Origin of the sequence: Streptomyces brasiliensis (genome assembly GCF_014647875.1) — a bacterium.
Taxonomy (GTDB): Bacteria; Actinomycetota; Actinomycetes; order Streptomycetales; family Streptomycetaceae; genus Streptomyces; species Streptomyces brasiliensis.
In genome coordinates, this window is the sequence record NZ_BMQA01000029.1 from 20178 (window position 1) to 44290 (window position 24113).

A 24113-nucleotide genomic window follows, 5' to 3' on the forward strand; every position below is an offset into this window, starting at 1 on the left:
CCGGGTCTGCTCCCCCGAGGACGAACAGCAGCCGTGGGGGGAGCGGCATCCGCACGGAGCGGATCTCGTTTCACTTCCACGACACCTACATGCAGGCTCTCGCCAACGTGCATGCCGCGCTGACCGCGGGCTTCACCTATTTCGACAGCTCGGCCGGCGGTATCGGGGGCTGAGGCCGTTCCCGCCGGTCGCCACCGGCCACCGCGGCCGGTAGGGAGATCATCGCTGGTCGTGGCAGCGTTCTCTGCCCGGCGGGCGGTTCCTTGTTCTCGTGGGCGTGGCCGCGACTGTCCCAAGAACCGGTCCCTGCACGACCGTTGACAGTCGAATCAGTCGCTTCATAGTCTCCACCAAGCATCGAGATTAATACGTTTCAACTTGCGTTCGACCTGGGGCCTTTAGTTGTTCCTTCAGGTCATGGCATGCCATCGGCCCAGCTCGGTGGGGTCGCAAGGTCTGTCGGATTGAAATGTTTAAAATCCTTGGGCGAGGGGTGGAACATGAGATTGCGGTCATGGCAGATGCGTCGGCTGGGAGTGGTGGTGTCGGCCCTTGGGCTGACGCTGACCGCCGTACCGCACGCGTTCGCGGGTCAGACCGGGGCCGATCACGCGCCGCAGGCGCCGACCGGGCTGACGGTGGGGGACCAGGCCGACCCTCCGGCCTTGGACGGCACACCGCAGTTCGGCTGGCTGCCTCGGGACGTCGACGCCAATGAGGTGCAGTCGGCCTACGAGCTGGTCGTACGTGACACGGAAGGCCGTACCGTCTGGGACAGCGGGAAGGTGTCCGGCTCGGAGCAGTCCTGGGTCTCCTATGCGGGTGGCGCGCTGAAGCCGGGGAACACCTACAAGTGGACCGTGCGGACGTGGGACCGCAGTGGCCAGGCGTCCGCATACGCTGCTCCCGCGGTCTTCACGACCGGCCTGGGGGACCAGGACTGGTCCGGAGCCCAGTGGATCCGCCGACCTGCCACCGGCAACGACGCGAGCAACCAGTGGACAGCTGCCCGCAAGGTGATGAAGGTCTCGACGAGCAGCCCGGTGACCGACGCCCGCGTCTACGTCGCCGCCATGGGGGACTGGCAGGTCGACATCGCCGGCCACGTGGTGCAGCGCAGCTCTTCGTACGAGTACGCCGGCGAGGGCTACTACGACGTCGCCCCGCTCAAGAACGTGCGAGCGGGCCAGGAGTTGCCGGTCGGCGTCATCACCCACTACTGGTCCTGCAAGTGCCAGGGTCGCGCGAACGGGCCGAGCAGCCCCGAGGGCCCCGACGGACTGCTCGTGAAGGTCGTCGTCGACCACAGCGACGGCAGCCAGGACGTCATGGTGTCCGACGGCTCCTGGAAGGTGCACCGTTACGACCCGCAGCGCGTCGACACCCTGACCTATCGCAACAGTGATGCCGGCGACCGTGTCGAGTACTACGACGCGCAGGCGGAACTGACCGGTTGGGACACCGCGGAGTACGACGACAGCGGCTGGGCGGCGGCCACGGCCATCGGGCCGCACCCACGCCCGAACCCGGCCAACTGCTCTTCCTACGAGGGCAGTTCTTCACCCTGCGCCTTTACGCACCTGTCGGCGCTGCAAGCCCACCTGACACAGAAGGTCGTCCACCCTGTCTCCCTGCTGCACCTGCCCGACGGCACCGTCTTCGCCGACTTCGGCAAGGTCTACGCCGCCGTTCCCTCGGTGCGTCTGCACAACGGCGCCGCCGGGCGGCAGTTGACGCTCACCACGAGCTACCGCCGCAACAACAGCACGCTGTCCACGGCCGTCTCGGCCGGCGACACCACCCTCACCCTGGCCGCCGCCGGCAACGTCCACGTCGGCGACCGGATCACCGTGGACGCCCCCGCCGACGGATACGGAGCCGGCGAGCCCGAGGCGCACACCGTCGAGGCAGTGGACGGCACGACGGTGACCCTTGACGGTGGGCTGGGCAAGGACCACGCGAAGGGCAGCTGGGTGGAGAACTCCCGCGCGGGCACCTCGGCGCTGGACACGCAGGGCAGCACCATGCGCTTCTCCTACACCGAGAAGGACGGCGCCCAGACGGCGCGGCCCTTCACCTACTGGGGCTGGCGCTACCTGCAGATCAGCGACCCGGGCGAGAACCTGACGGCCGACGACGTCAGCGCCGTCGTGCAGAACACGGACGCCGCCCACCCCGCCGCCTTCTCCAGCAGCGACCCCACCCTCGACGCCGTCTTCGCCCTGATGCAGCGCTCCGCTCTGCAATCGGCACAGAACGTCTTCCTCGACACCCCGACCCGTGAGAAGGGCCAGTTCCTCGGCGACAGCATCGACGAGTCCTTCGCCACCATGGCCTCGGCCGGCGAACGCAGTCTGACCCGGCAGGCGATCGTCTCCTTCATGAACTCGCAGGCCCGCTACTGGAACAACGGCGCCCTGAACTCCGTGTACCCCAACGGTGACGCCAAGCGGGACATCCCCGACTACACCGAGATGTTCCCCGAGTGGGTGCTGCGGTACTACCGGACCACCGGTGACAAGGAACTCCTGCGCCAGGCCCTGCCGGTGATGAAAAACGTCGCCGACTACATCTGGGCGGCCGTCGACAGCCGCGGACTGGTCGCAGACCTGCCCGGCGGCAGCGGCGCCTATCAGTACGGCATCATCGACTGGCCCGCGCCCATGCGCTACGGCTACGTCACCACCGGCAACGTCAACCGCACCGTCGTCAACGCACTCGGCGTGGGCGCGTTGCGCTCGGTCGCCCAGGCGGCCGACTCACTGGGCGACACCGGAACCCGGGCGACGTACGACGACCGGGCCGATGACCTGGCCGCGGCGATGCGCCGGCAGCTGAGGGATCCGGACACCGGTGCCTGGTCCGACGGCCTGACCTCGTCGGGCACCCGGATCGACCACTTCGGCGAGCACGCGCAGTCCTTCCCCGCCGCCTACGGGATCGCGGACCCCTCCGAATACGCCGCACTGGGCGACCGCATATCCGAACTGGGCATGCAACAGGGCCCGATGACCTTGCGCACCCTGCTCGACGCACTGCGGACCACCGACCGCCCGGACACCTTGGTCAAGATTCTGACCGACCCCGCCCACGACGGTCCGGCACAGGTCCTCGCCGAGGGCGGTACCTTCCTGTGGGAGCAGTGGACGCCCGGTTGCGCCACCTCCGACTGCACCGGTCCCCAGGTCTCCCAGAGCAGCAGCGAAAGCTTCTCGCACGGTTGGGGAGGCGCCGGAATCACGGGCATCCTCGAAAGCGTCCTCGGTCTGACGGTCACCTCGCCCGGCGCCGAGACGATCCGCATCGCACCGGCGGACAAGGGCCTGACCGCTGCCTCCGGAACCCAGTGGACCGAGCGCGGCACGGTCGGCGTCGACTGGCGTCGCGGCCAGTACGGCGTGAACACCAAGGTCGACATCCCGGTGAACGTCACCGCGACGGTCGCCCTGCCCGCCGTGGCCGGCGGCACCTACCGTGTGACCGGCCAGGCCACGTACCTCGGCACCTCGGACGGCAGGGCCCTGTACCGGGTCGGATCCGGCCACACCGACTTCCACGCGACGCGGGCGTGATCGCCACCTCCTGATCGGGAGGGCAGCCCGGGCCCCAGAAGTCTTCAGGCACAGCCCGCCCGTCGGTTCCCTGACAACGCTCCCTTTCTGACGGTCTGCGCCGAGGCGGGATCACCGCCTCGGCGCAGACCGTCCCGGCTTCGCAGCGGCGGCCCTGTTCAGGGATACCGAGGCCCCGCCGTCATGTCCCGCACCATGAGGCCTCGTACGCGGCATGTCGGCTCCGTCTGCTGCATATGGCTGTCTCGGCCCGGACCCGCCTGCGCGCCACCCGGCCGTGCACGAGCAGCTCTCACCGACGCATGAGCGCGGCGGATTCGCAAAGTCAGTACGCGTGAGCCGCGGTGACCTCTGCGGAGCGGGCCAGGGCCTGTTGGGCGTCCGAACCGCGCAGGGCCAGCAGGGTGAGGGCCAGTGCGTCAACCACGACCAGATGAGCGAGGCGGCCTGCAACGGCTTCGAGGCCGAGGGTGAGGTCCTGGCCACCGGCGAGCAGCGTGCACTGGCTGGTCTCGGTCAGCGGTGAACGGGCGTAGCTGGTGAGCGAGATGACGGTGGCTCCGCGCGCGTGGGCCCGTCGGGCGGCGTCCACGGTGGTGCGCGTGGAGCCGGTGTGACTGACGGCCAGGCAGACGGCGTCCGCCGGAAGCAACGAGGCGCCTACCTCGGCGGTAAGTGGGTCGGTGGGGGCGTCGACGGCGCAGCCCAGGGCTCTGAGACGGTAGGCCACGTCGGTGGCCACGGCGGTGGACAGGCCCGCACCGATGACCAGGATCCGGCTCGCGCCGTGCAACGCCTCGGCGGCGGTGCGCAGGTGGTCGGGAGAGACGGTCGCGGATAGCCCGTCCAGGGTCTCGCGTGCCGCTTGCACGGTGTCGGCCAACGCGCGGGAGGTGGGATCGGCGCCCTGCGGTGTGGTGGGCCGGGGCGCCTCCCTGGCCGCCGTGATCTTCACCTCCTGATAGCCGCGGAAGCCCAGCCGCTGACAGGCGCGGATCACGGAGGAGGGCGCCGTGTGCGCCATCGCGGCGACGTCACTGACGCTCAGCCGGACGAGTTCGGGGCCCTGATCGAGCAGGACCTGCGCGACCCTGGCCTCCGCGTCGCGCAGTTGCGGCAGCCGGGCGCGTACATGAGCAGCGAGATTCTGCACGTCAACGGCCCGTGCGTCCGCAGAAGTACCCCCGGTCGGGGAATGCTGTTCCATGTGAGTAGCATAATACGGAATTCGATTCCCTAACGCTTCAGCTTCTGGAACGGGCGACGCTCATGGATGTGCTCATGCAAGCAGGCACCGCCGTGCCCGTAGTGGTGCTGGCCGCAGCGGTGCTGCACGCCGTGTGGAACGCACTGGCGCACGCGATGCCGAACAAGCTCGCCGGCTTCACGCTGATCAACCTCGCCTTCGTCGGCGTCAGTGTGATCTGGGTCTGTTTCACCCCGCTCCCTGACTCTGCCGCCTGGCCATTTATCGCGGCGTCGGCCGCGCTCCAGGTCGCCTATCAGACGCTGCTGCTCCAGGCTTACAGGCTCGGTGACTTCGGCCAGATGTACCCGGTGGCGCGCGGCGTCGCACCCATGCTGGTCGCCGTCCTCTCGGTGAGCGTTCTCGGCCAGGAGCTGTCAGCCCCCGAACTCACCGGCATCCTGGTCATTTCCGCCGGGCTGGTTGCCCTCGCTCTGGCGGACGGCTTGCCGGACCGCACCCAGTTGCCGGCACTGATGGCTGCCCTCGGCACCGGCGTCATGATCGCCTCATACACAATCGTCGACGGCACGGGCGTACGGCGCTCGGACAGCGTCTTCGGCTACATAGCCTGGAGTTTCCTGCTACAGGGCATGCTCTTCTGCGCCGGTGCCTTCGCACTGGGCCGGCGTGGACTGTCATCCCGGCTGCGCGGCGCCCCGATACGCGGACTGACGGGTGGGATGCTCTCACTGACCGCGTACGCACTGGTGGTATGGGCGCAGGATCACGGCGACCTGGCGTCCATCGCCGCACTCCGGGAGACCAGCATCGTCATCGCCGCGCTGCTCGGTACCGTGTTCTTCCGTGAGCGACTGGGCAGCCGACGGCTGGCCGCGAGCGCCACCGTGGTGGTCGGCATCGCCGTGCTCCAACTCGCGCACGCCTGAACGTCCGAGCCGACAAGCGCAATGCGTCGGTCGATCACGTGAGGAGCCGGCTAGTGCTTCTCCACCGCCTTGCGCGTCGTGAACGGCAGCACCAGCCGGGACCGGTGGACGGCGTCGCGGTAGATCTTGTGGGTGACCGGGCGGCCCACCGGCAGGTGGAAGGCGTCCGGCGGCAGCAGTGAGTTGTGCTCGTCGGCCAGCGGCTCGTCGTTCGACAGCTCCGCCACGATGCGGTGACCGGGCTGGAACGTCGCCGCGAACGGGTAGAGCCGCAGCACGTACTCCTCGATCTTCCCGGGCTCGACGGGCACGGCGCGGGTGTGCGGGTGGTAGGGGCTGCCCTCGGTGGTGCGGTCGTCGAGTTCGCGGTGGGATGCCTTGAGATAGCCGGTGGTGATCAGCTGGCGCGAGCCGTCCGGCGCGGTGTCCCACATGCGCAGGATGAAGTTCGTGTCGTCCTGGTCGATCTCCGCGAAGATGTGCGCGGCACCTGTGCCGATCATCTCCGTGCGCTGCTCGAACGGCGCGGTGCTCCAGCTCAGGATCTCCACCTTGTCTGTGACCGTGAGCGGCGCCTGGTAGAAGCCGTCCGGGGCGGCGTGCTCCACGCCCATCGCCTCGGGCTCGAAGGAGAGCTTGCGGCGCGTGCGCAGGTACAGCGACTTGTACTCGATGTCCTTCGGCGGCCACTGCTCCGCCGTGACCACCTCACGCGAGCCCTCGACGAAGACGCTCACGGCCAGCTCGTCCATGATCCCGTTGTCGATGCCCTTGAGCCAGTACTCGTACCAGCGGAACATCTTGTCGTGCTCCTCGATCCAGGGGCGCGACTGCATCGGCGGGTACGAGCCGATGTCCAGCTTCTTGGGACCCTTCAGCACGTCGAAAAGTTCGATGTGGCCGTCCACGGTCCAGCCACGTCCCTGGTCGATCTGCAGATAGACGGGGATGTCGATGTTCTTGGCCAGCGTGATGGGGTTGCGCTCCTCGTACCACTCCCCGTCGAGGTGGTTCATCACGATGTCGAACCAGAACTCGCGGTTCTTGGGGTACTTCAGCACGTGGACCAGGTTCGGCCAGGCGGCCACGTCCGGGTCCAGGAGCCGCTCGTCGACGAGCTTCTTGAGCTCTTCGGCGGAGTAGACCTCCTGCATACGGGACTTGACGTCGGCGTGCGCGATACCGGAGTCGCCGCCGCGGCCCTCGCGGGCAGCACGCGGCATGAACCACATGATGCCGCCGTGGTAGGTGGTCTCGTAGAAGTCGTAGTGGCCACCGCTGACGAAGATCGCCTTCAGGTGCGGCGGGCGCTCTGCGGCGGCCAGCACCTGCATCGAGCCGAAGTAGGAGATGCCGATCATGCCGACGTTGCCGTCGCACCACGGCTGCGCGGCGACCCACTCGATGACGTCGTACAGATCCTGACCCTGAGGAACGCCACCGAAGTTGTAGTTGCCGATCATCACGCCGCCCGAATCGCCGGAGCCGCGCATGTCACCGATGACATGGACGTAGTCCTCCTTGACCACGCGCGCGATGTCACCGGCCTCGATGCAGCCGTCCCACATCGGGCTGGGGCGACGCTGCGGTGGCATCGTCAGGGCGAGCGCCTGAAGCTCCTTGCCGTAGGCGCTCATCGCGATCAGAGCGGGCCGCGGCTTGTCCTCCGGGCCGTGGTAGGCGTCCACGGCGAGCTCGACGCCGTCCCGCATGGGGACCCGGAGGTCCTTGCGGACGGCGATCGTCTGCTCGCCCGCCTGGATCGTACGGAAGTCAGCCATGAGTGCGAAGTTCCTTGTCTTCTTCACGAGTTCACGAGGTCACGAGTTCTGGGTGAAGTGCGCTCGGTAGCCGTGCATCGACGTGAAGAACGGCGACGGCTCGAGCGTGGGGTCGCCGGTGTAGCCGAGCTCCTCGGCGACAGGGGCGAAGGGGGAGTACGGCGAGTCCGTCTCCTGCCGGCCGTCCTGCAGGCAGCGGCAAGCGGCCCTGCTGACGCCGGCCTCGATGTCCAGGCTGCCCTGGAGTGCCTCCCGGGCCTGGTCGGCGTCCAGTTCGACGCCGTACGGCACGCCGTCGGCCGTGCGGTACGGGTGGCCGAGGTACAGGTGCCGCGGCCTGACCTCGTCGCGCAGGTGCTCGAGGCCGGCGCGGTAGGCGACCGGGTCGACGTACCCGGGGAAGCCGTTGGCGGCCCCGTGGACCTGGACGGCGTCGCCGACGAAGGCCGAACGCCGGCCGTTGATCACATAGGCGACCGATCCGGGCGTGTGGCCGGGGACGGAGTGGACGGAGACGGTGACGTCGCCACCGAGGGACAGGGTCTCGCCGCCCTTGACCAGCACGGTCGGCTCCATCTCCCCGGAGATGACCGCATCGGCCGCGGCCGTCACCTTGGCCTCTCCGTCCGGGTCGTGGAGGTACTGCCCACGGCCGGCGAGGTACTCGTCCACGTGGGCACGCCGCGAACGCAGCATCGGTGCGTCCGCCTCGTGGATCACGACCTGAGCGCGCCGGCCGGTGAGCTCCCACAGGGCGTACGCACCACCGACATGGTCGATGTGACCGTGGGTCAGCAGGATCCAGCGGACGTCCTCGATGCTGCGCCCGAGCGCCTCGAGGGCAGGGGCCATGCCCTCGGCGGGCGAGGAGGCGATCCCCGTGTCGACGACGGCCGGCTCCGGTGCGTCGATGAAGAAGCTGTAGAGGCCGAACCGGCCCCATGGCGAGACCAGGGGATGGACTCCCACTTCGTGCGTCATGGCTCTCCTTCGAGCTCGTTCGTGGCGTCGCGCGCGTCAGCGGCCGAGGAAGTCGCGCGTCTCCTCGAAGACCCGGTGGTACTCCGGGATCCAGGAGAAGTGCTGGACGAATCCGTGTCCGGCGCCCGCGTAGCGGCTGACCGTCGCATCCACCCCGGCCGCTTTCAGCCGTTCGCCGTACAGCTCGCCCTCGTCGCGCAGGGGGTCGTGCTCCGCGGTGACGATCAGGGCGGCGGGGAGCCCGGAGAGGTCGTCGCGCTTGATCGGGGAGACCAGTGCGTCCGCCGGGTCCGCGCCGCTGTCGAGGTAGAAGGCGTTGAAGGGCTTCAGCCCGGCCGTCTCGAGGCCGTACCCCTCCGCGTTGTCCCGCAGGGAGGCATAGCGGTCGACGTCGAAGTCCAGGTCGAGGGACGGATAGAACAGGATCTGGTGCGTGATGCGGTCGAAGCCGTCGTCGTGGGCCATGGCGGCGACGGCGGCGACGAACGTGCCGCCCGAGCTGTCACCGGCGATGGCGAGGGTCGTGCCGTCCCACTTCAGGGTCTCGCCGTTCTCCTGAGCCCACCGGACCGCGCCGTAGCAGTCCTGGAGACCGGCCGGAAAGGCGGCTTCGGGCGCCCGGCGGTAGCCGACGGAGAGGACCTTCAGGCCGGTCTCCTTCGCCAGCGACCGCGCGACGTGATCGTGCGTCTCGAGGCTGCCGAGGAAGAACGCACCGCCGTGGTAGTAGACCAGCAGGCCGTACTCGTCGGCGTCGAGCGGTGTGTAGACCCGCACCGGAACCTCACCCGACGGGGTCTGCGCGGTCACGTCCTCGACGTGGGCAAGCGGCAGACGCTCCTCGAGGGGAGGAACCTGTGTCTCCTCCGTGGCGCGGATCGCCACCGGGTCGAGCGGTCCGTCGGGCGGGGGCGGCAGGTGACGGAGCACCTCGGCGATCCGGGGATGCAGTGTCATGCCGTCAGCCCCGTCCGGTCGTGGCGCCGGGCTTCTGCCCGGGGAAGACGTCATTGACCTCGTCCTCGGACCACCCCTGACGCGAGATGCGCTGCAGCTCGTCCGTCACCGGTTTGCGAGTGGCCTGGTACCGGGCCAGCGCCTCCTTGACGGAGTCCGCCTCCAGCAGGGCGTCGGCGAGGGCACCGCCGTCCAGGATCGCCGAGTTCGCGCCCTGGCCCTGGTGATGCAGCATCGAGTGGGCCGCGTCGCCCACGAGGACGACGGAGTCCGAGTGCCACCTGTCGACCGGGTCGATGTCGTAGACCGCGCGGATGTTCACGGCGTCCATGGCGAGGCCGCGCGTGATGTTCACGATCCGCTCGTCGAAGCCGTCCACCGTCGCCAGCAGGTCGTCCTTCGTCACCTCCGGCGCCCAGGTGCTGTCCGCGCACAGCGCCGTGATGTCGAAGGACACCTGGTTGCGGTGGCGCAGCGGCAGCAGATAGACCTTCGTGCCCCGCCCGATGTACATCCGGAGGTTGTCGTCGACGACCATCCCGTGGGCCTCGTCGGCCGGGATCACCGCGCGGTAGGCGTGTTCACCGGAGAACAGCGGCCCCTTCTCGTCGAACAGCCGCCGTCGGACCACGGAGCGGATGCCGTCGGCCCCGATCACGAGGTCGGCCGTCACCTTCTCGCCGTCCGCAAAGGTGATCGTCGCGTGGTCGCCCTGGTCCTCGATGGTCTCCAGCCTGTGACCGAGGTGCACCATGCCATCCGGGAGCACACCCAGGAGAGCGTCGATGAAGTCCCCGCGGTGGATCAGGTGGGTCCTGGTCTCCTCGGCGAAGTCGTGGATCCCCGGCCACGACTCCTTCATGATCGGGTCACCGGTGGCGGTGAGGATCTCGAAGTAGTCGCTCGGCGAGCTGACCTTCGCGATCGCGTCGAAGATTCCCCATTGGCGGAACCGGTCCATGGTGGAAGGACGCAGACCTATGCCGGCGCCGACCTCCCGGATCCGGTTCGCCTGCTCGTACACGTGCACGTCGGCGCCGAGCAGGCTCAGGGCCTTGGCCGCCGCCGCGCCGCCGTACCCCGCGCCGACGACGGCGACAGTCAGGTTCTTCAGGTCTGAGGGCTGCATCTCTTGTCCTTGTCAGTTCTTGATCGTGAGGAAGTCGGCGGGGTTGTCGACGAAGATCGTCTTGATCGCGGACTCGTCGAGTCCGGCGGCCCGGAGGTCCGGGATGAGGTCCTCGAAGATGTAGTTGACGGTGTGGCCCTTCACGCCCGGCCAGCCCAGCGGGCTGCAGTTGGCGTCGGCCGAGGCGAGCACCTGGCCGAGGTGGCCCTGCCCGATGAACCGGAGGAAGTGGTCGAGGCGCTCCTTGCGCGGGCGGGCCCAGAACGGCGGGTCCTCCAGCTCGGTCTCGTAGCCGAAGGTGTCGAAGCCGATGCGCCCGCCCTGCTCGGCGATCCAGGTGTCGCGGGTCTTGTCCGCGTTCACGCCGTCGTCGACGTGCCCGAACAGCACCCGGTCCAGCGGGAGTCCTTCCTCGTTGAAGACCGTGATCGCGTTCTCGGCGTCGATGGCCAGGTGCGTCAGGATCGGAACGCCGGTGGCCAGGGCGGCGCGTGCCGCCGCGCGGTAGATGCGCTTGTCGAGGTCCGTCATGCGTCCGCCGCGGCTCACGCCGACCTTGATGATGCCGGCGCGGCCCCCGGTGGTGCCGATGCCGACGGTGATCTCGTGGATGAAGTGCCGGGCGAGGTAGTCCACGGTCGCCCGGGCGAAGAACGGCAGCGCGGTGTCGCCGCCGACGAAGCCGGTGCTCGCGACGATGTGCACACCGGTCTTCGCCGAGAGCGACTTGTAGTAGTCGACGTCGCGCCCGTTGCAGATGCCGGTCGCGTCGACGAAGGTGCCGCCGCCCAACTCGTGGAACCGGCGCAGCTTGGGGACGGTCTCCTCGTACCGCTGCTCCGGGGTCCTCCACCACCGCGTGTCCAGCTCGGAGCCGGGCATGCCGTACCCGATGTGCTCGTGGACGGCCACGAGGCCCAGCTCCTCGGCCGGGATCGGCCCCAGGACGGTGTTCACTCTCGACACAACACTCACCTCAGATGGTCACAGCTCGAAGGGGTTTGGGCGGTCGCGCGGTCAGCGCACCGTCAGCAGGTCGCGCGGGTTGTCGACGAGGATGCGCTGGACGTCCTCGTCGCTGAGGCCCTGTGCCGTGAGCAGGGGGACGAAGTCCGACAGGACGTAGCTGTACGGCAGGTCGTGGTCGGGCCGGCCCTTGGCCGCCCCGATCGCGTTGCTCGACAGCAGGATCCGGTCGCCGTGGCCGGCCTTGACGAGCTCGGCCACCAGGGCGGCGCGCTCCTTGTCGGTGACGTGGTCGTCGTCCTCCAGGCCGACGTGGTCCAGGGCGACGTACGCCCCGAGCCGGGCGATCTCGAGGGGCGCGCCCGCGGCGACGGAGTCCGAGCGGTCGAGGCCGCCGACGATCACACGGTCGGCCGGGAGCTTCTCCTCCAGGACGATCCCGAGGTCGTGCACGGCGTCGTCGCCGAAGCGGATGGAGACCGGAACGCCGGTGTGCAGAGCGGTGCGGGCGGCACCGCGGAACAGGCTCTCGTCGGTGGGGGTCATGCCGTCGCGACTCGCGGTGGTGGCCACCAGGCCCGCGGCGCCGCGCCGCTCCACGCGCGGGACCACCATGCCCTCGGTGACCTCCTTGGTGAAGAGATCGGCGAACTTCTCGGCGGGCCACGGCGTCGGGGGATTGGTCTGCGGCGTCAGGAAGTAGCCGCCGAGCAGCTCCTCCGGGCCCATGCCGGTCGACGCGACGATGTGGACGTCGGCCGAGCGGGAGAGGGCCTCGTACAGCCGCACGTCGCGACCGTGGAACATGCCGGTGCTGTCGACGATCGTCCTGCCGCCCTTGGCGCGGAAGTCCGCCAGCTTCGCCGCCAAGGTCTCGAAGATCTCGGCGCGGTCCATGGAGATGTCGAACGCGTGTTCCGCCCCCGGGACCACCGACAGCAGCGCCTCGTGGACCGAGACGATCCCCAGCTCGTCGGCGGGGACGGGACCGAGGACGGTGTTGACGGTGTTGCTCTTGGCGCTCATGTCTGCCTCACGAGTCCGGGATGACGGTGCAGGGCACCAGGGGCGGTCGTCACCGTAGCTCTTCGATTTACATAGCGTCAATGAACTGTACGCATCATTAGATTTTTTTGCGCGAAGGATGCTCATCGTCGGTTCGCTGCTCGGCCGAGGCCGTGCGTGGTGCCCTGAACTGCGGCAACCGGCCGAGCGGAGGCGCACGGCCGGTGCGGGTGTCGGGTTCTTGTCCCTGATGGCCGGGGACGGGAGACGGGCGCCCGCGCGCCTGCCCGGAGTGACGGGCCATGACCTGTCGGGAGCCCGGAGGGCGCCGGCCGTCGTGACCGGTGCCCTCCGGGCGCGGCTCCGCTCAGGAAGTCCTGCGGCCGGGCCGCCTACAGGGGGGCCGGTTCCGGGGTGCCGTCATGATCTGGCGGCAGGAGCGCGGATACCTCGTTCTCGTCGGGACGGCGGGTGTGAAGCCCGATCATGCCGAAGGCGGTCAGCGCCGCGGCGACGACGGCCGCGACGCCGCACACGAGGTACGCGGTGTTGTAGCCGCTGCCCAGGGCGTCGAGGGCGAGCCCGTGTGCCGCGGAACCCGGGGTGCCGGGCGGCAGGCTGTTCACGGCGATGGGCCCTCCGGCCTCGGCTGTCCCGCGTGCCGCCGCCAGCTGACCGGCCGGCAGGTTCGCGCCGGGCAGGTGCGCCGCGAACGCCGACCCCGCGTTGCTCAGGGCGACCGCGCCGACGACGACGGGGCCGAGGGCGAAACCGAGGTCGCGCAGCATGTTGGTGGTGGCGCTGGCCATGCCCGCCAGCTTCAGGGGCACGCTGTTCAGCGCCACGGCTGTCAGCGAGCTGACGGTCAGGGCGAAACCGATGCCGATCAGCAGGGCGGGTGCGACGAACGCACCGAGTCCCGGATCGGTCACGTCCAGCCGGGTGAAGAGGAGGCAGCCGATCGCCATCAGGGCGAATCCGGCGGTCAGCAGCCAGGATGCGGCGACGCGGTGGAGGAGCCGCGAGATGACCGGGATGAGCAGGAAGGCGGGCCCCTGGAGGAGCAGGAAGGGGATCGCGACGCGGATCGGGTCCTGGTGCTGCACGGGCCCCATCCACATGCTCGTCGCGAAGCAGGCGCCCAGGAAGGCGATCATGCCGATGACCGCGGCGACGGACGACACGGTGAAGGCCCGGTTGCGGAACAGGGTCAGATCGAAGATCGGGGACTCGGCCCCCAGCTCCACCACGGCGAATCCGGCGAGGAAGACGGCGCCGAAGGTGAAGGCGAGTATGACGGGAAGAGTCGTCCAGCCCGACTCGGGCCCCTCGACGGCGCCGTACAGCACCAGGACGAGACCGACCGTGAACGTGATCTGACCGGGTACGTCGAGCCTGCGGCCCTCGGGTGCCTTCGACTCCGTGGCGAGGATCAGGGTGAGCACCATGCTGACCACGGCGAGTCCGACGAGCACCCAGAAGGAACCGCGCCACGACCCGATCTTGGAGAACATGCCGCCGACCAGAGGCGAGACGGCGGCGCCGGCGGACAGGAAGCCGCTCCAGACCGCCACCGCGTGGGCCCGCTGCCGCATGCCGCGGGTGACGGCGGTGATCGCGGTGAGCGAGCCGGGGAACATGGCGCCGGCGCCAAGTCCGTTGAGCGCGGCGCCGATCCACAGCACCTGGACGGTGGGGGCGAGCGCGGCCACGGTGCTGCCCGCGGCGACCAGGGCCGTGCCGGACACGACGAGCTTTCGCCGCCCGAAGAGGTCACCGAGGACGCCGAAGGTGAACTCGAAGCAGACCACGGCGATCATGAATGCGGCCGTGATCCACGTGAGTTGGGATCCGTGGGTGTGCAGGTCCTCCTGGAAGAGCCCGTTGAGCGAGACGGGCAGCGCGTTCGCGACCTGGGCCACGAAGACCGCGCCGCAGGCGGCAGCCAGTGTTCCCGCGTAGCCCGGTGTCCGGGCGGCCCCCGCGGTCGGGCCAGGGGACGTCGTCGTCCCATTGCTGAGCGTCATTGCTGTTCTCCCTGGCTGGGAAAGGTGAGCGTCCCGGAACGGGAGCCTCTGGGGCGTGGATGGGCTCGGCCCTGCGTGCGCGGTGGGGGAGAGAGTCGCGACGAGAGCCGGGCGCAATGCCGTGGAGAATGACACTCGCTTTACGTTGCGTCAATGATATATGCACGATCTAAGGAATAAGTCTTGCTGTAAGGTTTGCATTCTCACTGTCGTTCGGTCAGGGGCTCAGTGCTGCGCGGCCAGGTCCTTCTCCAGGGCGTGTGCCGTGGCGTCCAGGGCGGCCACCAGGGACTGGAGGCGGTGTGGGTCGTAGCGCACGCTGGGCATCGACACCGACAGGCCGGCCAGCGCGGGGCCCTCCCGGTCGCGTACGGGCACGCCGACGGCGACGAGACCGCGTTCGGAACGCTCCTTGTTGACGGCGAACCCGTTGCGGCGCAGACGCCTCAGCTCCGTCCGCAGACGGGCGAGATCCGGACGCTCCGCCGGCCGGTCCCGGTATCGCTCGAGGGCGTAGACCTCGTCCAGTTCTTCGTCGGTGAGGTCGGCGAGCAGGAGCAGCCCCGCCGTCGTGCGATGGGCCGGGAACACCATGCCCTCCCGGGAACCGACCCGCAGCGCCTGCCGGCACTCGACACTGGCGATGAACCGTGCCGTGTCCCCCGTACGCACGATCAGGTTCGTGGTTTCGTCCAGAAGATCGACGACCCGGTACAGATGCGGCAGGGCCGCCGCCCGCAGTCGCGACACGAGGGACTGGGAGTGCGCGGCCAGTTCCAGAACCGGCCCCGCACGGTAGACGCGGTCCTCGCCCTGCACGGCGAAGTCCCGGTAGACCAGCATCGCCAGAACCCGGTGGGCGGTCGACCTGGCGACACCCAGCCGCTCGGCGATCTGCGACACGGTCGCGCCCCCCTCCATCTGCAGGATGGTCGCCGCGCGCAGTGCGTGGTCCACGCTGGCGATGGGGTAGGGCGGCGGTGTCTTGAGCGGCTTGTCCATGGCTTGCCCTTCAAATTCTGCTCTCCAGAATCTACATGTTCTCCTGGAAGACACAGTGCACGCTGACGCTGTGACTCAGACCTCCACTCCAGACATCGTCACGGGTTCCCCGGTACGGCTCGAGGCCGTCTCGGCGCCGGGCCAGCCCGAGGTCACCCCGGCGCTCGAAGAGCTGTACCGGGGCTTCGAGAAAGAACTCCTCGTCCCGCTGTGGACCGAGATCGGCGACCTGATGCCGGCGCACCCGCGCTCCCGTGCCGTGCCGCACGTGTGGCGCTGGGAGCAGCTGCGCCGGCTCGCCGACCGGGCCGGACACCTGGTTCCCGTGGGCCGTGGCGGTGAGCGCCGCGCCATCGCGCTGGCCAACCCCTCGCTCGGTGGCCGGCCGTTCGCGACGCCGACGCTGTGGGCGGCCATCCAGTATCTGATGCCGGGCGAGGACGCCCCCGAGCACCGGCACACCCAGCACGCGTTCCGTTTCGTCGTCGAGGGCGAGGGCGTGTGGACGGTCGTCGGCGGCGACCCCGTGGCCATGCGGCGCGGCGACTTCCTGCCGCAGGCCGGCTGGAACTGGCACGCCCACCACAACGCCACCGCCGAGCCGATGGCCTGGATCGACGGCCTGGACATCCCGCTCCAGTACGTCACCGAGGCGCAGTTCTTCGAGTTCGGCCGGGACGAGATCAGCGACGCCGAGCGGATCACCCCCGAGCGCTCGCGCGCCGAGCGCCTGTGGGGCCACCCCGGACTCCGTCCCGTCTCGGCGGGTCGCACGACGGCCCCCGGCTCGCCCCTGCTGGCGTACCGCTGGGAGCACACCGACCGCGCCCTGGCCGACCAACTCGCCGTCGAGGCCGAGGGGTTCGGCGGCACCGTCGAGCCCGGCCACGCCGCCGTCCGCTTCACCGACCCGGCCACCGGCGCCGACGTGCTGCCCACGATCCGTGCCGAGATGCACCGTGTGGTGCGCGGCGCCGAGACCGCGCCGGTCCGCGAGACCGGTTCGTCCGTCTACCAGGTCTTCGACGGCTCCGGCACCGTCACCGTCGGCGAGAAGTCGTGGTCGGTGACGCGCGGCGACCTGTTCGTCGTGCCGTCCTGGCAGCCGTTCTCCGTGCGCTCCGAGGCCGGCGCGAGCGACTCCGACTCCGGCGCCCTGGATCTTTTCCGGTTCAGCGACACCCCCGTCTTCGAAGCCCTCCGGCTCGACCGCACCCATGTGGAAGGAACCACCCGATGAAGCTCGCGACCCTCCGTCTCGACGGCGCCACCCGTGCCGTGAAGCTGGACGGCGACGTCCTGGTCGACCTCGGCGTCCCGGACGTCGGCACGCTGCTCGCCCAGGACGACTGGGCGGAGCGCGCCGCGTCGGCCACCGGGACGACGTACGCGGTGGACGGCGCCGACTTCGCGCCCGTTGTCCCCGCCCCGTCGAAGGTCGTGTGCGTCGGCCTCAACTACCGCAACCACATCCAGGAGATGGGCCGCGACCTGCCCGAACACCCCACCCTGTTCGCCAAGTTCGCCGACTGCCTGATCGGCGCGGGTGACGACATCGTCCGGCCCGAGGAGACCGAGCAGTTCGACTGGGAGGTCGAACTCGCCGTGGTCGTAGGCAAGCAGGTGCGCCGAGCGCGCGGTGCCGAGGCGGAGGCGGCGATCGCCGGCTTCACCGTCCTGAACGACATCACCTGCCGCGACTGGCAGTTCCGCACCCGTGAGTGGCTGCAGGGCAAGATGTGGGACTCCAGCACGCCCGTCGGACCGTACCTGGTCACCCCGGACGAACTGCCGGGCGGCGTGCGCCCCTCGCTCGATGTGAGGCTCCTGGTGGACGGCGAGGTCATGCAGTCCGACACCACCGGTGACCTGCTGTTCGACCCGGTGGCGCTGGTGGAGTACGTGTCCACGGTGATCCGGCTCAACCCCGGCGACATCATCGCCACCGGCACGCCCGGCGGTGTCGGCCACGCCCGCAAGCCGCAGCGCTATCTGGTCGGCGGCGAGACCGTGGTCACCGAGATCGAGGGCATCGGCCGCCTGGAGAACCGCGTGGTCAAGGAGACGTCCGTCTGATGGCCCGTACCTTCGACGACGCCCGTCGCTGGGCCCGCATCGGCACCGAACTCCTCGTCAAAACAGCCGACCTGGACGATGGCGGGCTCAACGCGCCGAGCGCGCTGCCTGGTTGGAGCCGCAAGCACCTGGTGGCGCATGTGGCGGCCAACGCCGACGCGCTGTGCAACCTGGTCCACTGGGCTGCCACGGGCGAGCCGACCCCGATGTACGCCTCGCCCGAGGAGCGGCTCGAGGGTATCGAGAAGGGCGCGCGGCTGCCCGCCGCCGACCTCACCGGCTGGCTCCGCCGGTCCGCGGAGAACCTCACTGCCGGCATGGACGCGCTCGACGACGACCAGTGGCTGGCGAAGGTGGTGACCGCGCAGGGCCGCACCGTCCCCGCGACCGAACTCCCCTGGATGCGCTCGCGCGAGGTGTGCGTCCACGCGATCGACCTGGCCACGGGAGTGACCTTCGCGGACCTGCCGGACGACTTCCTCGCCGCGCTCTGCGACGACGTCGTGGCCAAGCGGGCCAAGGCACCGGGCCCGGCCCTGAACCTCCGGGCGCCGGGCGTCGGTTGGGACCTGTCCGGCGAGGGTGAGCCCGTCGAACTCGTCGCGGATCTGCCCACCCTGACCGCCTATCTCACCGGCCGGGCCGACGGCCCCACCACCGCGGACGCCACGCCCGCCCCCACGCTGGGTGCCTGGCTCTGACCCGGGCCTGCCCCGTGACCGAAGGAACAGATCATGAATCCTGAATCCAGCCCCGCCGGGCGGCCCGACGTCCTCGTGGTCGGCGGCGGCATCGGCGGCCTCAGTTCCGCCTTCGCCCTGGCCCGCCAGGGACTGCAGGTGCGCGTCCTCGAACGGGCCAAGGAGTTCGGCGAGGTGGGCGCCGGCCTGCAGATCGCGCCCAACTGCACCCGCATCCTCGCTGAGCACGGCCTGCTGGACGAGGCCAAGACTCTGGGCGTCGTCCCGGAGAACATGGTGATGCGTGACGCGCTCGACTCCCGGGAACTGACCCGGCTGGACCTGCGCGACCTCGAACACCGCTACGGGTTCCCGTACATGGTCATCCACCGCAGCGATCTGCACGGCATCTTCCTGCGTGCCTGCGAACGCGCCGGTGTCGAGCTGCTGACCGACCAGACCGTCGTCGGCTACGAGAACATCGAGGGCGGCGCCCGGGTCCTCCTCGAGGACGGGCGGACGGAGGAGGCCTCGCTGGTCGTCGCGGCCGACGGGCTGCATTCGGTGGCCCGCCGTCAACTGGTGGGCGACGACGTGGTCAGCTCCGACTACGTCGCCTACCGGGCGGCTGTCCCGATCGACCACGTGCGGGAGAACGGCGTCGCGGAGAAGGACGTCACCGTCTACGTCGGCCCGCGCTGCCACTTCGTCCAGTACGCGCTGCGCGGCGGCGAGATGTTCAATCAGGTCGCCGTGTTCCAGTCGCCCAAGGCCCTGGCGGGACAGGAGGACTGGGGCACGCCCGACGAGCTCGACGCGGCCTTCGAGGCCACCTGCGACACCGTACGCAAGGGCATCCCGCTGATGTGGCGGGACCGCTGGTGGCAGATGCTCGACCGGGACCCGATCGACACCTGGGTGCACGGCCGTATCGCACTGCTCGGTGACGCCGCGCATCCGCCGCTGCAGTACATGGCGCAGGGCGCGATCATGGCGATCGAGGACGGGTGGGTGCTCGCCCGGCACCTGAGCAACACCGCCGCGCAGCGCGACTGGGACACCGCGCTCGCGGCGTACCAGGCTGTGCGCGTCGAGCACTGCCGCCGCGTACTGACGACGGCCCGCGCCTGGGGCGACCTGTGGCACCTCGACGGTGAGGCGCGCCTGCAGCGCAACACGATCATGCGGGGGCGCGACACCTACGACTACTCCTTCACCGACTGGGTGTACGGCCCGACCGCGCTCACCCCCGACGAGGAACCCGCGATGTTCACGTCGATCCCGCTGTCCTCGGTGTCCGTCGAGAGCGAGGGGACGGAACTCACCGGGGGCGCGGCCAGGTGAGCGACGCCTTCCGGTGCGCGTAGGTGCGGACGCCGTTCGGCCGGGTTCAACGGCCGGCTGTCCGGTGTCCGCCCCGACGGCCTGGCCGCTACCGCCTCTCCGGCGTGCCGGCCACCGCGCCCGCCCTCGACCCGGCCGACGTCGGCGACGTGGTGTGGGGCAACGCGAACGCCGCCGGTGAGGACAATGTCGAGCTGGAGGTGGTGCCGCAGGGCACCCTCGCCGAGCGGATGCGGGCCGCCGCTCCGCGGTGACCTGGCCAACTGGCACACCGGTGATCCCGACGCCGTCCCCGCCGTGGGCGGCGCGATGGATCTCGCGATCGGAGCGCGGCAGATCCTGGTGATGATGAAGCTGTTCACCCGGGACGGCGCCGCCGAGCTCGTCCCCGCGTGCACGCGCACCGGCACCGCCTGTGTCACCCCCGTCCTCACCGACCACGGCATCTTCGCCCCCCCGGCCCGGACGGGGTTCCGGGTCCGGGAGACTTACGCCGTCACGGTCGCGGAACTGCGGGAACGAGTCATCGTCGACCTGCTTCCTCGAGCATCCTTCGGGCTGCGCGCTGATCGGACGTGGTGCTCAACCGGCCGGCGTCAGCACGGTCGTCGGGCCGCCGACCGCCGTGGAGAACCGGTCGGTGATCTGTGCCAGGGCGTCGGCGGCGGCCGGTGCGAGGGTCGTCGTGGCGTCCACGCCGACGGTGATGTCCTTGTCGAGAGTGAACCAGCCCGGCACGATGTGCGCCGCGCCCATCGAACTCAGCACCGGGCGCAGCGCGTAGTCGATGGCCAGCACGTGCGCCGTACTCCCGCCGGTGGCCAGCGGAAGAACGGTCTTGCCGGTCAGCGCGTACTGGGGGAGCACGTCGAGCAGCGCCTTCAACAGGCCCGAATAGGCTGCCTTGTAGACGGGGGTGCCGATCACTACGCCGTCGGCCTGTTCGAACTGCGCCGTGGCCTGGACGATGGCGGGGTGTCGCAAGTCGGCGTGGAGCAGGGCGTCGGCCGGCAGGGTGCGCACGTCCAGGACGGTCACGTCGTGGCCCTGCAGGCGGAGCCGCTCGTAGAGATGGCGCAGGAGCCGGGCGGTGCGGGACGTGGCGGAGGGGCTTCCGGAGACGGACAGGATGGCGGCCATGGAGGGACCTTCCAGGGTGGGTTTCGTCAGGGGCGGTGAGGTGGGCCGGGCGGAACGGCGCCTTGGCTCAGGGGTTCACCATGCGCTTGTCTCCACCGCGATCAAGGGCTTCAACCCATTGCGCAGGGTTTCCAGGAACGTGACGATTTCGGCGGCCACCGACCGGTGCTGCAGGTCGTTGAGGACGTCGTGGTGGGCGTCCCGGACCACCGAAAGGCGGGCTCGGACAAGTGACTTCGTGGTGCGGGTGAGCGCCGTGTGGTCGGCGAGCGGGTCGGCGTCGCCGACGAGGAGCAGAACCGGCACGCTCAGGTCGGCGGCGTAGGCGGCTGTGAGCAGGGCATCGGGCAGCGGGTCACCGAGTGAACCTCTCCGCACCCCGGAGTCCTGGGTGAGCGTGCCTCGGTGCGCGGGGCAGAAGGTACGTATGTCGAGTTCCTGGTCCCAGGTACCGACGACGGCGGAGGTCGGGCCGGGCAGGCCCGCCAGGACGACGGCGTCCGCATGCGGAAGGCCGGGTGCGTCTGCCCGGCCGAGGAGCGCGGCGACGGCAGCGGCTCCCGAGTCGGATGCCACCAGGACGACGGGGTCGACGACGCCGTCGTCGTCTCCGGTGTCCTCGACGGCGTGAGCAAGTCGGTGGCCGAAGTCGGTCAGTGACGTGGTCGCGTCGCCGTCCTCGACGGCCGGGGTGTCGATCACCCGGACCCGGTAGGCGTCGGCGGCCAGTCGCTTGCCGAGCCGCGCATACGTCGCCTGCGTCTCGCCTCGGCCGGGCACCACGATGACGGTGCCGCGCGTCCGCAGACCGTCGGGGGCGTGGTAGTCGGTGTACTGGGTCATCTCGGCTCACACTTCTGATTGCTGGGGTTCGGATCCGGATGCGGTGGCGGGCTTCCAGCCCAGGGCGGGTGCCACCTCGGTCGCGATGAGCTCGAGGGCGCGGATCGCGGCGTCGTGGTCGGGGACGGCGGGGTTGAACTGGGCGATGAGGTCGGTTGCGACGGGCAGGACCCGCTCCTGACGGAGCGCCACGACGACGTCGTCGGGATGGCCGTAGAAGCAGTGGAAGCGGCGCAGGGCCTCGTCCTGGCCCAGGCCCCTGGGGAAGGCGCCGTGCTCGGCCATGCGCAGCGCCGCCCGGTGGACGTCGTCGCCGATATGCCGCAGCGCGGTGCGCCGGTCCTTCGCCGGGAACACGAACCGGGACAACCCGATCCGGGGGCGGTGCGGCTCGTCCCAGGCGGCGAGGAAGGCGTCCGCCCAGGGGCGCTGCACCTCGTCGGTGGGGGCGTCGTAGCCGTACGCGGCACGGTTGAGCAGCAGATGGGAGCCGCCCCGCGCGGCGTACATGGCGCCGCCGGCACTGAATACGCCCTGCCAGATCCGGTCGGTGAATCCGGTGGTGGCCGGCTGGATGCGGAAGCCGGGTGTGCGCACCTCCTCGTTGGCCAGCGCCTTGCGCAGCAACGTCAGGTGTTCGCTGGTGAGTTCGCGTCTGCGGGCGGCGTCCTTGCCGAACGCGGCGTACTCCGCGGAGCTGGAGCCGCTGCCCACGCCGAGTTCCACACGGCCGCCGCTGAGGGTGTCGACGGCGGCGACGTCCTCGGCGAGCCGGACCGGGTCCTCCAGCGGGAGGACGGTGATGGCGGTGCCGAGCCGGATGCGGGTGGTGCGGGCCGCGGCGTGGGCCAGGAAGGTCCATGGCGAGGAGAGGCCGCCACCGCCGAGCGGTACGTGGTGCTGGGCGACCCAGCCGACGTCGAAGCCGAGTTCGTCGGCGGCGACGAAGAGTTCCTGGGCGTTGCGGTAGGTGCGGGCCGGGTCGTCGTCCCGGCCCTGGACGTGGGTGAGGAAGCCGAGCCTGAAGCGCGGCGTCTGTGTGGTCATGGTGGCTGCCTCTCCTGGAGCGGGCGCCCGAGGGCTGCCCGGGCGCCGTGGTGTCCCGGCTCCTCGTGGGCGGAGGGTCAGGCGTGCACGTGCCCGGCCGCCGCGGTGTGGCGGTTGACGGGGACGGGCAGGCCGAGGTTGCCGCGCAGGGTGTCGGCCTCGTACTCGGTACGGAACAGTCCGCGCTTCTGCAGGATCGGGACGACGCCGTCGACGAACAGGTTCAGCTCGTCCTCGGTGCGGAAGGCGAGGTTGATGCCGTCGAAGGTCCCTGCGTCGAACCACCGCTCGATGGTGTCCGCGACGGTCTCGGGCGCGCCGACGAACGGCGAGCGGCGGAACTCGCTGACGGACCAGGCCACTTGGCGCAGCGTCAGGTTCTCCTCCCGGGCCCGTGTGATGATCTTCGTCGCTCCGGTGCGGCCACCCTTCTCCGCGAGATGGGCGACGTCCGGGAACGGCGCGTCGAGGTCGTGCACGCTGAAGTCGTAGGCGCCGAAGGAGCGGCCGAGCAGGGCCAGGTTGCGCTCGAAGTCGTTGTCCTCCTCGAAGATCTCCCGCTCGCGGCGCCTGGCGGCCTCGTCGGTCGCGGCGACGACCGGACCGCCGTGGATGAAGATCTTGATGTGCTCGGGGGCGCGGCCGTAGGAGGCGGTGCGCCGCTTGATGTCCGCGTAGTACTCCTGCGCCTGCTCCAGCGAGCCGCCGGGCGCGTAGATGCCCTCGGCGACCCGTGCGGCGAGATCGCGGCCCTCCTCGGAGACCCCGGCCTGGAAGATCACCGGCTGGCCCTGCGGGGACCGCGAGAGGTTGAGGGGGCCCACGACCTTGAAGTGCTCGCCCTCGTGGCCCAGTTCGTGCAGCTTGGCCGGGTCGAGGAAGACGCCCCGCTCGACGTCGGCCGGGAACGCGTCGTCCTCGTAGGAGTCCCACAGGCCGCGCGCCACCTCGACGAACTCCAGGGCGCGGCCGTAGCGGGTGGTGTAGTCGAGGTGCTCTTCGAGCCCGAAGTTGCGGGAGGCTCCGGTGTCGAAGCTGGTCACGACGTTCCAGCCGGCCCGGCCGCCGCTGATGTGGTCGAGGGAGGCGAAGCGGCGGGCAAGGTTGAAGGGCGAGTTGTACGTCGAACTCGCCGTGCCGACCAGTCCGATGTGCCGGGTGTGGGTGGCGACCGCCGACAGCAGGGTGAGCGGCTCCAGCCGGTTGAGGTAGTGCGCCGGGTAGGTGGCGTTGATGAACTGACTGTCGACGATGAACAAGGCGTCGAACAGGGCGTGTTCGGCCGCCTGCGCCTGCCGGATGTAGTAGTTGATGTCGATGCTGGCGTTCTTCGCGACGCGCGGGTCCTTCCACAGACCGTGCTGGCCGGGGCCGCCGACACCGTACGGGTGCAGTGCGAGATGGATCGTGCGGGACATGTGGGGTCC

20 protein-coding genes are annotated in these 24113 nt (G+C 70.0%); 7 read left to right on the top strand and 13 right to left on the bottom strand.

Annotated features, from left to right (window positions below; genetic code table 11):
- Positions 1–500 precede the first annotated feature (500 nt).
- Complete coding sequence (locus IEZ19_RS31820; RefSeq protein ID WP_189314768.1) at positions 501–3572, top strand: alpha-L-rhamnosidase-related protein; 3072 nt, start codon at positions 501–503, stop codon at positions 3570–3572.
- A 325-nt stretch (positions 3573–3897) separates the two neighbouring features.
- Here IEZ19_RS31820 and IEZ19_RS31825 read toward each other — a convergent pair whose 3' ends face one another.
- Entirely contained in the window at positions 3898–4779 is an 882-nt protein-coding gene (locus tag IEZ19_RS31825; RefSeq protein WP_189314769.1) for a MurR/RpiR family transcriptional regulator, read from the bottom strand.
- A 74-nt stretch (positions 4780–4853) separates the two neighbouring features.
- Here IEZ19_RS31825 and IEZ19_RS31830 point away from each other — a divergent pair, with 74 nt between their 5' ends.
- Positions 4854–5708: an EamA family transporter gene (locus IEZ19_RS31830; protein WP_189314770.1), complete on the top strand. Its 855-nt coding sequence runs from the start codon at positions 4854–4856 to the stop codon at positions 5706–5708.
- A gap of 50 nt (positions 5709–5758) precedes the next feature.
- On the opposite strand, the gene IEZ19_RS31835 is transcribed toward IEZ19_RS31830, so the two are convergent.
- The 8 genes from IEZ19_RS31835 to IEZ19_RS31870 form a co-directional block, all read right to left on the bottom strand.
- On the bottom strand, positions 5759–7489 hold the full coding sequence (locus IEZ19_RS31835) for a CocE/NonD family hydrolase (RefSeq protein WP_189314771.1): 1731 nt from the start codon (positions 7487–7489) through the stop codon (positions 5759–5761).
- Between the two features lie 39 nt (positions 7490–7528).
- On the bottom strand, positions 7529–8470 hold the full coding sequence (locus IEZ19_RS31840) for an MBL fold metallo-hydrolase (RefSeq protein ID WP_189314772.1): 942 nt from the start codon (positions 8468–8470) through the stop codon (positions 7529–7531).
- Positions 8471–8506: 36 nt separating this feature from the next.
- Positions 8507–9427: an alpha/beta hydrolase gene (locus tag IEZ19_RS31845; protein WP_189314773.1), complete on the bottom strand. Its 921-nt coding sequence runs from the start codon at positions 9425–9427 to the stop codon at positions 8507–8509.
- 4 nt (positions 9428–9431) lie between these two features.
- Positions 9432–10556, bottom strand: a complete 1125-nt coding sequence (locus IEZ19_RS31850; RefSeq protein WP_189314774.1) for an FAD-dependent monooxygenase — start codon at positions 10554–10556, stop codon at positions 9432–9434.
- Positions 10557–10568: 12 nt separating this feature from the next.
- Positions 10569–11522: a phosphotriesterase family protein gene (locus IEZ19_RS31855; protein WP_189314775.1), complete on the bottom strand. Its 954-nt coding sequence runs from the start codon at positions 11520–11522 to the stop codon at positions 10569–10571.
- A 51-nt stretch (positions 11523–11573) separates the two neighbouring features.
- On the bottom strand, positions 11574–12548 hold the full coding sequence (locus tag IEZ19_RS31860) for a phosphotriesterase family protein (protein ID WP_189314776.1): 975 nt from the start codon (positions 12546–12548) through the stop codon (positions 11574–11576).
- Positions 12549–12919: 371 nt separating this feature from the next.
- Positions 12920–14554, bottom strand: a complete 1635-nt coding sequence (locus tag IEZ19_RS31865; protein WP_189314777.1) for an MFS transporter — start codon at positions 14552–14554, stop codon at positions 12920–12922.
- A 225-nt stretch (positions 14555–14779) separates the two neighbouring features.
- Positions 14780–15556: an IclR family transcriptional regulator gene (locus tag IEZ19_RS31870; protein WP_189314778.1), complete on the bottom strand. Its 777-nt coding sequence runs from the start codon at positions 15554–15556 to the stop codon at positions 14780–14782.
- A 70-nt stretch (positions 15557–15626) separates the two neighbouring features.
- Between IEZ19_RS31870 and IEZ19_RS31875 the strand changes: the two genes are divergently transcribed.
- From IEZ19_RS31875 to IEZ19_RS53145, 5 genes are all read left to right on the top strand, one after another.
- Positions 15627–16796: a cupin domain-containing protein gene (locus tag IEZ19_RS31875; protein WP_229841101.1), complete on the top strand. Its 1170-nt coding sequence runs from the start codon at positions 15627–15629 to the stop codon at positions 16794–16796.
- A complete protein-coding gene (locus IEZ19_RS31880) occupies positions 16793–17632 on the top strand; it encodes a fumarylacetoacetate hydrolase family protein (RefSeq protein ID WP_189314780.1) in 840 nt (279 codons plus the stop codon). Before IEZ19_RS31875 ends, IEZ19_RS31880 begins: the two co-directional genes overlap by 4 nt.
- The gene (locus IEZ19_RS31885) at positions 17632–18333 is read left to right on the top strand and encodes a maleylpyruvate isomerase family mycothiol-dependent enzyme (protein WP_189314781.1); all 702 of its coding nucleotides are present in this window, start codon (positions 17632–17634) and stop codon (positions 18331–18333) included. The genes IEZ19_RS31880 and IEZ19_RS31885 overlap by 1 nt, the downstream gene beginning before the upstream one ends.
- Positions 18334–18366: 33 nt before the next feature.
- Entirely contained in the window at positions 18367–19656 is a 1290-nt protein-coding gene (locus IEZ19_RS31890) for an FAD-dependent oxidoreductase (RefSeq protein ID WP_189314782.1), read from the top strand.
- Positions 19657–19760: 104 nt separating this feature from the next.
- Positions 19761–19910 carry a hypothetical protein gene (locus IEZ19_RS53145; RefSeq protein ID WP_189314783.1) on the top strand — a complete coding sequence of 50 codons (150 nt, stop codon included), beginning with the start codon at positions 19761–19763 and terminating at the stop codon, positions 19908–19910.
- Between the two features lie 328 nt (positions 19911–20238).
- Here the strand turns inward: IEZ19_RS53145 and ssuE are convergent, their stop codons facing one another.
- The 4 genes from ssuE to IEZ19_RS31920 form a co-directional block, all read right to left on the bottom strand.
- Entirely contained in the window at positions 20239–20796 is a 558-nt protein-coding gene (gene ssuE, locus IEZ19_RS31905) for an NADPH-dependent FMN reductase (protein WP_189314784.1), read from the bottom strand.
- Between the two features lie 75 nt (positions 20797–20871).
- Complete coding sequence (locus IEZ19_RS31910) at positions 20872–21639, bottom strand: alpha/beta hydrolase (protein WP_189314785.1); 768 nt, start codon at positions 21637–21639, stop codon at positions 20872–20874.
- A 6-nt stretch (positions 21640–21645) separates the two neighbouring features.
- Complete coding sequence (locus IEZ19_RS31915) at positions 21646–22686, bottom strand: LLM class flavin-dependent oxidoreductase (protein WP_189314786.1); 1041 nt, start codon at positions 22684–22686, stop codon at positions 21646–21648.
- 77 nt (positions 22687–22763) lie between these two features.
- Positions 22764–24104 (bottom strand): LLM class flavin-dependent oxidoreductase, encoded by a 1341-nt coding sequence (locus tag IEZ19_RS31920; protein WP_189314787.1) that lies wholly within the window; start codon positions 24102–24104, stop codon positions 22764–22766.
- Positions 24105–24113 lie beyond the last annotated feature (9 nt).